Here is a 9,015-nt window from a genome sequence, read left to right as displayed (position 1 = left end):
GTCCGGGCAGGCCGGTGAGCGCACCGGCCAGGTCGCCCGGGGCCACGCCGAGGCGGAGTCCGTCGTACCCGGCCTGGTCCAGCAGCCAGGCGCCGACGGCGTGCGGCAGCGGCAGCGGGTGGCCACCGGGCCGCACCCGACCGGCGAAGGGCAGCCGCCCGTCGGCCCCGTGGACGGCCAGGTCGGCCGCGTCGCCGGGTCCGTACCGCACCCCGGCCGGGCCGTCGCCGACCACCAGCAGGGCGTCCGGTCGCAGCCCGAGCACCGTCTGCAGCGCCTCCCCGCACGCCACCCGCAGCCGGTCGGTCGCGGTACCCGCCGGGACCGGCACCCGCGGCAGCAGCACGGCCGGGTGCGGGCAGAACGCGACGGCGATCAGCGTCGAGGAGGGGTCCGGGCTCACGGGGGGAGTGTCGCCGATCGCACCGTGGAAGACTCTGCTGCGTGTCGAGCACGGAGAACACCGCAGACGTGACCCCGCAGCCGGAGCCGACCCCCGAGGTCGCCGGTTCGGACGCCGTCACCCCCGGGGCCGGGACCCCCGCCTCCCCCCAGCCCGAGGACGCCGCCCTCGCCGACCCCGCGGCCGGGGACCCGTCCGACGAGGTGACCACGCCTCCCCCGGCGCCCGCGGAGGGGGAGGGCGGTACGGAGGAGGTGCCCGGCGCCGCCGAGGTGGTCGCCGCCGCCGACGTGCCGGCGGCCGGGGACGCGCTCGACGTGTCCGAGACCGCGGAGACCAGCGACGCGGTCGGCGCCTCCGAGGACGACGGTGCAGCTGACGCGGCGGACGGGTCGAGCGCGGCAACCGTCCCCGACGAGACCGCCGTCGCCGAGGCCGCCGACACCCCGGTCCGGGCCGACGACACCGTCGCCGGCACCGACCCCGCCCAGACCGGCACCGAGACCACCGCCGATGCTCCGGCCGAGACCCCCGCCGAGGACGGCACGGCCGCCGTGTCCGCGCCCGCGGCGCCGGCCGCCACCCCGGCGGCACCCGCCGCCCCGGCTGCCCCTGCTTCGGACCCCACGCAGTGGGGCCGGGTCGACGACGACGGCACCGTCTACGTCCGCACCGCGGACGGCGGCGAGCGCGCGGTCGGGTCCTGGCAGGCCGGCGAGCCGGCCGAGGGGCTGGCCCACTACGGCCGCCGCTACGACGACCTCGCCACCGAGGTCGGGCTGCTGGAGGCCCGCCTGCGGGCCCACACCGGCAACCCCGCCGAGATCCGCGCCAAGGCGCAGGCCCTGGCCGAGCAGGTGCCCACCGCCGACGTCGTCGGCGACCTGCCGGCGCTGGCCTCGCGGCTGGGCACCATCATCGACGCCTCCGAGGCCGCCGCGGCGGTCTCGCGCGCGGAGAAGGCCAAGGCACGCGCCGAGCAGGTCGCCCGCAAGGAGGCGCTCATCGCCGAGGCCGAGACGATCGGCGCCGAGTCGACGCAGTGGAAGGCCGCCGGCGACCGGCTCAAGGCGATCGTCGAGGAGTGGAAGACGATCAAGGGCATCGACCGCAAGACCGACGAGGCGCTGTGGACGCGCTTCGCGGCGGCCCGCGACGCCTTCGGTCGCCGCCGGGGGTCGCACTTCGCGGCCCTGGACGTGCAGCGCGCCGAGTCCCGCGCGGCCAAGCAGGCGCTCATCGCCGAGGCCGAGAAGCTGTCCACCTCGACCGAGTGGGGTCCCACGTCGGCGGCCATGCGCAGCCTGATGGACCGCTGGAAGGCCGTGCCGCGCACCGGCCGGGACACCGACGACGACCTGTGGAAGAAGTTCCGCGCCGCGCAGGACGTCTTCTTCAACGCCCGCTCGGAGTCGGACAAGGCACGCAACTCCGAGCAGCGGGCGAACCAGGAGAAGAAGGAGGCCCTGCTCGTCGAGGCGGAGAAGCTCGACCCGAGCCGGGACCTGCGGGGCGCGCAGAACGCGCTGCGCAAGATCCAGGAGCGCTACGACGCGATCGGGCACGTCCCGCGCGAGGCCATGCGCTCCCTGGAGGACCGGATGCAGGCCGTCGAGGAGAAGGTCCGCGGCGCGGCCGACTCCTCGCGTCCGCGCGTGGTGGCCGAGAACCCGATGCTGACCTCGCTGCGCGCGGCTGCCGAGAAGGCGGCCGACCAGCTGGCCAAGGCCAAGGCGGCCGGTGACGCCAAGCGGATCAGCGAGGCCGAGGCCAACCTGGCCAGCCGGCAGGAGTTCCTGGCCGCGGCCGAGAAGGCGGGGTCGCGCCGCTGACGGTGCGCTGACCCGGCGACCCCTCGCCGCCGCGTGACCCACCCGGGTCACGCGGCGCCGGCGTGCTCGGGGTCGGCCATGGCTGCCCGCAGCACCGCGGGCTCGGCGTTCGCCCGCATCGCCTGCAGCAGGAGCTCGCCCATCGACGTGGGCTCGCACCACAGCGACCGCTCCACCGCGGCCACCGCCAGCACCCCGGCGCCGCGCTGCCAGGCGGTGACGCCCAGCAGCAGGGCGGGCACCGCGGCCAGCTCACCGGGAAGCCGGGCGTTGAGGTCGGCGCCCATCGCCTCCACCGCGGCCCGCAGGTCGTCGTCCTCGCCGGCGGCCAGCGCCAGTGCGCGGTCCCGGACGGGCACGAGGGCCAGGGCCACGCCCACGAGGGCGAGGTCCTCGACGGCGGGCGTCGTCCGGCTGCCGGGGGCGTAGGCGTCGACCGCCGCGCGCACGGCGGCCCACCCCTCCTCGACCAGCTCGCTGACGTCGCCACCCCGGCGCAGCCGCACGTCCCACTGCGCGTCGACCCGGACGCAGGCCAGCTCGAGCTCCGCCGACACCGGCGCGGTGGGCCAGGCGCGGGCGACCACGGCATCCCGGTCGGCGTCCACGACGTCCCCGTGCAGCGCCGCGACGCCGGTCAGCCGGGAGCCGGCGACGTCCAGCGGTGTGCCCGGCCCGGCGCCGGTGGCCGGTTCGACGTCGGGGTAGCTCCACCACCGGCCGCCCCGGACCAGCAGCGCGTCGACGGTCGCGGTGCCCAGGGCCGCCAGCTCCTCGACCAGCTGCTGCACCAGGCCGCGCCGGGGCAGGTCGGGCACGGTGGGGCGCGCGGTCGCGTCGGCCCGCGGACGGGCAGGCTGCCGGTGGTCGGGCCGGATCGAGCTCACCTGGTCGTCGGGGTTCTCGGTGACCACGAACAGCAGGGCCCCGGCCGGGCGCAGCCGGCGGAGGTGCGCGACGACCCGGCGGGCCACCTCGCGGTCGTGCTCGGCGGCCAGCAGGTCCAGGCGCACGTGCAGGCTCACCCGCCGGTCAGGACGGCCGACCCCGCCCAGGCAGACCACGACCAGCGACTCGACCGGAGGGAAGCCCAGCAGCTCGGGGAGGGCGGCGGCGAACTCGGCCGGTCCGGCGCGCAGGACGGACGCGGGCGCACGCCGGCGGGCAGGACGCGGGGCTGCGGGACGGCGGGGACGGCGCGGGCGCGACATGCCCGGCAGCCTGCGCGGCAGGAGGCGGCGTCGACAGGGCCTGGGCGGATCTGTGGACGACCGCCCCGGGTGTGGACGGCCGTCAGCCGCAGGCGGGCGCGAGTGGTAGGGGTGCCGGGACCCCGATCGTCGGCATGCCGAGCCCGACGCCCCGGGTGGTCGGGCGCACCCCGGCCTCGCTCGCGTCGCCCGCGCGGGTGCGCCGGTGGGACAGCAGCGGGCCGTCGGCGACCAGGAAGTGCGGCTTGGCCTCGGTGACCACCGTCTCCACGACGTCGCCGGGGCGCACGCCCGGGACGGCGGCGACGTGCACCAGCCGGCCGTCGCGGGCCCGGCCGGACATCCGGCCGCGGTCGGCGTCCTTGCTGCCCTCCCCCGCCGCCATGAGCAGCTCGACGGTGCGCCCGACCAGCGCGCGGTTCTCCGCCCAGCTGATCTCCTCCTGCAGCGCCGTCAGCCGCAGGTAGCGCTCCTGCACGACCTCCTTGGGCAGCTGGCCCTCCATCTCGGCGGCCGGCGTCCCGGGGCGCTTCGAGTACTGGAAGGTGAAGGCGCTGGCGAACCGGACCTCGCGGACGACGTCCAGGGTGTCGAGGAAATCCTGCTCGGTCTCGCCCGGGAACCCGACGATGACGTCCGTGGTGATCGCGGCGTCGGGCATGGCGGCCCGGACGCGATCGATGATGCCGAGGTAGCGGTCCCGCCGGTAGGACCGGCGCATCCGGCGCAGGACGTCGTCCGACCCGCTCTGCAGCGGCATGTGCAGCTGGTGGCAGACGGCGGGGGTCTCGGCCATCGCGGCGATGACGTCGTCGGTGAAGTCGCGTGGGTGCGGGCTGGTGAAGCGCACCCGCTCCAGGCCGTCGACGGCGCCGGTGGCGCGCAGCAGGTCGGCGAAGGCGCCGCGGTCGCCGAGGTCGGCGCCGTAGGCGTTGACGTTCTGGCCCAGCAGGGTCACCTCGAGCACGCCCTGGTCGACGAGTGCCTGCACCTCGGCCAGCACGTCGCCGGGACGGCGGTCGGCCTCCTTGCCGCGCAGCGAGGGCACGATGCAGAACGTGCAGGTGTTGTTGCAGCCCACGCTGATCGACACCCAGCCGGAGTGGGCGCTGTCGCGGCGGGCGGGCAGGGAGCTCGGGAAGACCTCGAGGGCCTCCTTGATCTCGACCTGGGCCTCGGCGTTGTGCCGGGCGCGCTCGAGCAGGGCCGGCAGGGAGCCCACGTTGTGGGTGCCGAAGACGACGTCGACCCACGGCGCGCGGGCGACGATCGAGGCGCGGTCCTTCTGCGCCAGGCAGCCGCCGACCGCGATCTGCATGCCCGGGCGGGCATCCTTCACCGGGCGCAGGTGGCCGAGGTTGCCGTAGAGCTTGTTGTCGGCGTTCTCCCGGACGGCGCAGGTGTTCAGCACGACGACGTCGGCGTCCTCGCCCTCGCCGGCGGCCGTGTAGCCGGCGTCCTCGAGCAGCCCGGCCAGCCGCTCGGAGTCGTGGACGTTCATCTGGCAGCCGTAGGTGCGCACCCGGTAGGTGCGGGCCTCGGTGGCGGTCGGTGCGCTCGTCATGACGACAGCGAGGGTACGGCGCGCACCGGTGCGGTCGATCGTGACCGACTCGTGGCCCGGGACGGGAACTCAGGGGGATCGCACAGGATCGTTGCAGGTTCGTGATCGCCGGTGCTCAGCCGGGCCATAGGGTCGACGACCGTGACCAGCGCTGCGACCGGAGAACCACTCGTCGAGCTGTCGGGTGTCAACAAGTGGTTCGGTGATCTGCACGTCCTGCAGGACGTCGACCTGACCATCGCCCGCGGCGAGGTCGTCGTGGTGATCGGCCCGTCGGGGTCGGGGAAGTCGACCCTGTGCCGGACGATCAACCGGCTGGAGTCCATCGACCAGGGCCGCATCTCCATCGACGGGACGCCGCTGCCCGAGGAGGGGAAGGCCCTCGCGGCGCTGCGCAGCGACGTCGGGATGGTCTTCCAGAGCTTCAACCTCTTCGCGCACAAGACGATCCTGGAGAACGTCACGCTGGGGCCGGTCAAGGTCCGCGGCAAGAGCAAGGCCGAGGCCGAGAAGCGCGCCCGCGAGCTGCTGGACCGGGTCGGCGTCGGCCACCAGGCCGACAAGGTGCCCGCCCAGCTCTCCGGGGGCCAGCAGCAGCGCGTGGCCATCGCCCGCGCCCTGGCCATGGACCCCAAGGTGATGCTCTTCGACGAGCCCACCTCGGCGCTCGACCCCGAGATGATCAACGAGGTCCTCGAGGTCATGACCTCGCTGGCCCGCGACGGCATGACGATGGTCGTGGTCACCCACGAGATGGGCTTCGCCCGCCGGGCCGCCAACCGCGTCGTGTTCATGGACGCCGGCCGCGTCGTCGAGTCCAGCGACCCCGAGACGTTCTTCACCGCGCCCACCAGCGATCGGGCCAAGGACTTCCTCTCCAAGATCCTCAACCACTGACCGACCGCACCCCCACGAGAAGAGGACACATGCGTCTCACCAGGTACGCGGCCGCCGCCGCGGCGTTCGGCGTCGTGCTCGCCGGCTGCTCCAGCGAGGCCGGCCAGCAGGCCGCGCAGGAGTCGGAGAACGCCCCCGAGGTCGTCGAGGACGTCGACTTCGAGGCCGGCACGACGATGGCCGACCTCGCCGAGGCCGGCACCATCACCATCGGCACCAAGTACGACCAGCCCGGGTTCGGCCTGCTGAACCCCAGTGGCGTGCCCGAGGGCTTCGACGTCGAGATCGGCAAGATCATCGCCGCGCAGCTGGGGATCGAGGAGGACCAGATCGAGTTCGTCGAGACCGTCTCGGCCAACCGGGAGTCCTTCATCCAGAACGGCCAGGTCGACCTGGTCGTCGCCACCTACACGATCAACGACGCGCGCAAGCAGCTCGTGGACTTCGCCGGCCCGTACTACGTGGCCGGGCAGGACATCATGGTCGCCGCGGGCAACCCCGAGGGCATCGAGGGTCCCGATGACCTCGCCGGCAAGAACGTCTGCTCGGTCGAGGGGTCGACGCCGGCGCAGAACATCCGGGACAACTACCCGGAGGCCACGCTGACGCTGTTCGACGTGTACTCCAAGTGCGCCGACGCCCTCACCAACGGCCAGGTCGACGCGGTGACCACCGACAACGTCATCCTGACCGGTCTGGTGGCCGGCAACCCGGACGGCTTCGAGCTGGTGGGCAACCCCTTCACCGAGGAGCCCTACGGCATCGGGCTGACCCTGGGTGACACCGAGTTCCGCGACTTCGTCAACGACGTCCTGGAGCAGTCCTTCGAGGACGGCTCGTGGGCGGCGGCCTGGGACTCCACCGCCGGTCAGATCACCGGCGAGCCCGCTCCCGAGCCCCCGACGATCGACCGCTACTGACCCAGCTCCACCCCGTGCCCGCCGGCCCGGCACACCGCCCGGGCCGGCGGGTACGGCCCTGACCGCTCCCGGAGGGAGGCGCCGTGCAGTTCTTCGTCGACAACTTCGACATCCTCCGGGACGCGTTCCTGCAGACCCTGCTGCTGACCGTGCTGGCGGGTGTGCTGGCTCTCGTCCTCGGGGTGGTCCTGGCCACCATGCGGGTCAGCCCGATCCCGCCGTTGCGCGGACTGGCCACCTTCTACGTCGAGACCTTCCGCAACACCCCGCTCACGGTGGTGTTCTTCTTCGTCATCTTCGGGCTGCCGCAGATCGACACCGTCGTGTCCTTCTTCACCGGCGCGGTCATCGCGGTCGGTATGTACACCGCGGCCTTCGTCGCCGAAGCGGTCCGCTCGGGCATCAACTCGGTCAGCCCCGGGCAGGCCGAGGCCGCCCGGGCGCTGGGCCTGGGGTTCGGCCAGTCGCTGCGCGAGGTGGTGCTGCCGCAGGCCTTCCGCACGGTGGTGCCGCCGCTGGGCAGCGTGTTCATCGCGATGGCGAAGAACACCTCGATCGCGGCTGGGTTCTCCGTCAGCGAGCTGTCCTCCACGCTGCCCCGGCTGGTCAACGCGAACGCCGGTGACCTGCTGGTGGTGCTGCTCGCCGTCGTCGTCGGGTACATGATCATCACGGTGCCGATGGCCTACGCGGTCAACCGGCTCGAACGACGGGTGGCGATCCTGCGATGAGCGCTCCGGTCCTGTTCGACCTGCCCGGCCCGAAGGCCCGAGCACGCATCCGCATCGGCACCGCCGTGGGCGTCGTGCTGGTGCTGGCCCTGGCGGCCTTCGTCCTGCTGCGCCTCAACGGCAACGACCAGCTCGACCCCGCCCGCTGGGCCATCCTGTTCGACCCCGACTCCGGGGTGCCGCAGGCCCTGGGCGAGGCGCTGGTGCGCACGCTGCAGGTCGCCGCCGTGGCCATGGTGGCCGCGACCGTGCTGGGCGTCCTGCTGGCCGTCGGCCGGCTCTCCGACCACCGCTGGGTGCGCATCCCGGTCACGACCGTCATCGAGTTCTTCCGGGCGATCCCGCTGCTGGTCGTCATCTTCGCGCTGTACTTCGTGCTGCCGGCCTTCGGTCCCGACCTCAGCGCCTTCGCCGCGCTCGGGCTGGGCCTGACGCTGTACAACATGGCCGTCCTGGCCGAGATCTTCCGCGCCGGCATCCTGTCGGTGGACAAGGGCCAGCGGGAGGCCGCGTTCGCGCTGGGCATGCGCAAGGCCCAGGTCATGACGCTGGTCCTGCTCCCGCAGGCCACCCGCCGGATGCTGCCGGTCCTCATCGCCCAGATCGTCGTCCTGCTCAAGGACACGTCGCTGGGGTTCATCATCGGCTACTTCGAGCTGCTGCGGCAGGCGCGGAGCCTGGTCGAGTTCCTGAACTTCAACTTCGGCAACATCTACACGCTGCAGATCTACGTGGGCGCCGGACTGGTCTACATCTTGATCAACGTGCTCATCTCGCAGCTGGCCAGGCTGGTGGAGAAGCGGACCCGTTCCTCGGCCAAGGCAGCGGCCGCGGATGCTCCCGCCGCGCCCACCACGACGGTGGACACGGGCCGCGCCACAGGCTGGTGATCACGCCTGCGCAACACGGCGTGCCGTTGCACGCACGGTGGGTTGTGACAGGTGAGACTGACGGGACCATGGACACCGCCGCCGCTCTCACCGCCCTGCCCGACGACGCCCCGGGCACCCCTGCGCTGCACCTCGTGGGCACCGATCCCGAGCAGCTGTTCGTGACCCGCCTGCGGTCCTCGGCGAACCACTTCGCCGCGGCCGCGGGCGCCACGTCCGCGGTGGTCCGGGAGGCCGTGCCGCCGGCCCGCCACCGGCGCTCCCGCTGCCGGGTGGTGCTGCGTTGGGAGGACGGCGCGGAGTCCGACGTGACCTTCCTGGGCCCGGCCCGGCACGCCACGGTGGCCGGGCCTGCTGCCCTGGCGGCCACCACGTCGGGGTTCGACGTGGCCATCCAGCAGTGGCTGACCGAGGGCCGCCCGGAGTCCCCGCTCTGGCTGGTGCCCGACGAGGACTCCCCCGCCGGCACCGCCGTCGACGTCGCCGCCTGGCTGTCCACCTGACCCCTCGTCGATCATGCAGTTCCGCAACGGCGGCGCGTCCACCCCGGGCGCGCCGCCGTTGCCG

At 73.8% G+C, this 9,015-nt stretch carries 8 protein-coding genes and 1 pseudogene; 6 read left to right on the top strand and 3 right to left on the bottom strand.

What is annotated here, in order from left to right:
• Positions 1–403, bottom strand: a pseudogene (locus NH342_RS05750) (hypothetical protein); the annotation flags it as partial.
• A gap of 41 nt (positions 404–444) precedes the next feature.
• On the opposite strand from NH342_RS05750, the gene NH342_RS24100 reads away from it, so the two are divergent.
• Positions 445–2,235 carry a DUF349 domain-containing protein gene (locus NH342_RS24100; RefSeq protein ID WP_253012524.1) on the top strand — a complete coding sequence of 597 codons (1,791 nt, stop codon included), beginning with the start codon at positions 445–447 and terminating at the stop codon, positions 2,233–2,235.
• A 47-nt stretch (positions 2,236–2,282) separates the two neighbouring features.
• Here the strand turns inward: NH342_RS24100 and NH342_RS05740 are convergent, their stop codons facing one another.
• Positions 2,283–3,446 (bottom strand): DUF4192 domain-containing protein, encoded by a 1,164-nt coding sequence (locus tag NH342_RS05740; protein WP_253012522.1) that lies wholly within the window; start codon positions 3,444–3,446, stop codon positions 2,283–2,285.
• 82 nt (positions 3,447–3,528) lie between these two features.
• Positions 3,529–5,010: a tRNA (N6-isopentenyl adenosine(37)-C2)-methylthiotransferase MiaB gene (gene miaB / locus NH342_RS05735; protein ID WP_253012519.1), complete on the bottom strand. Its 1,482-nt coding sequence runs from the start codon at positions 5,008–5,010 to the stop codon at positions 3,529–3,531.
• Between the two features lie 141 nt (positions 5,011–5,151).
• Between miaB and NH342_RS05730 the strand changes: the two genes are divergently transcribed.
• The 5 genes from NH342_RS05730 to NH342_RS05710 all read left to right on the top strand — a co-directional run bounded on the left by NH342_RS05730 (position 5,152) and on the right by NH342_RS05710 (position 8,951).
• Complete coding sequence (locus NH342_RS05730; RefSeq protein ID WP_253012516.1) at positions 5,152–5,907, top strand: amino acid ABC transporter ATP-binding protein; 756 nt, start codon at positions 5,152–5,154, stop codon at positions 5,905–5,907.
• A 29-nt stretch (positions 5,908–5,936) separates the two neighbouring features.
• Positions 5,937–6,827: a glutamate ABC transporter substrate-binding protein gene (locus NH342_RS05725; protein WP_253012513.1), complete on the top strand. Its 891-nt coding sequence runs from the start codon at positions 5,937–5,939 to the stop codon at positions 6,825–6,827.
• An 83-nt stretch (positions 6,828–6,910) separates the two neighbouring features.
• Positions 6,911–7,558, top strand: coding sequence for an amino acid ABC transporter permease (locus NH342_RS05720; protein ID WP_253012510.1), 648 nt, complete (start codon positions 6,911–6,913; stop codon positions 7,556–7,558).
• The gene (locus tag NH342_RS05715; RefSeq protein ID WP_253012507.1) at positions 7,555–8,448 is read left to right on the top strand and encodes an amino acid ABC transporter permease; all 894 of its coding nucleotides are present in this window, start codon (positions 7,555–7,557) and stop codon (positions 8,446–8,448) included. Before NH342_RS05720 ends, NH342_RS05715 begins: the two co-directional genes overlap by 4 nt.
• 68 nt (positions 8,449–8,516) lie before the next feature.
• A complete protein-coding gene (locus NH342_RS05710; RefSeq protein WP_253012504.1) occupies positions 8,517–8,951 on the top strand; it encodes a hypothetical protein in 435 nt (144 codons plus the stop codon).
• The last annotated feature ends 64 nt before the right edge of the window (positions 8,952–9,015 follow it).

It is taken from the genome of Klenkia sp. PcliD-1-E (genome assembly GCF_024124375.1).
Taxonomy (GTDB): Bacteria; Actinomycetota; Actinomycetes; order Mycobacteriales; family Geodermatophilaceae; genus Klenkia.
The sequence above is the reverse complement of the archived record's forward strand: the minus strand, read 5'-3'. Positions and strand labels throughout refer to the sequence as shown.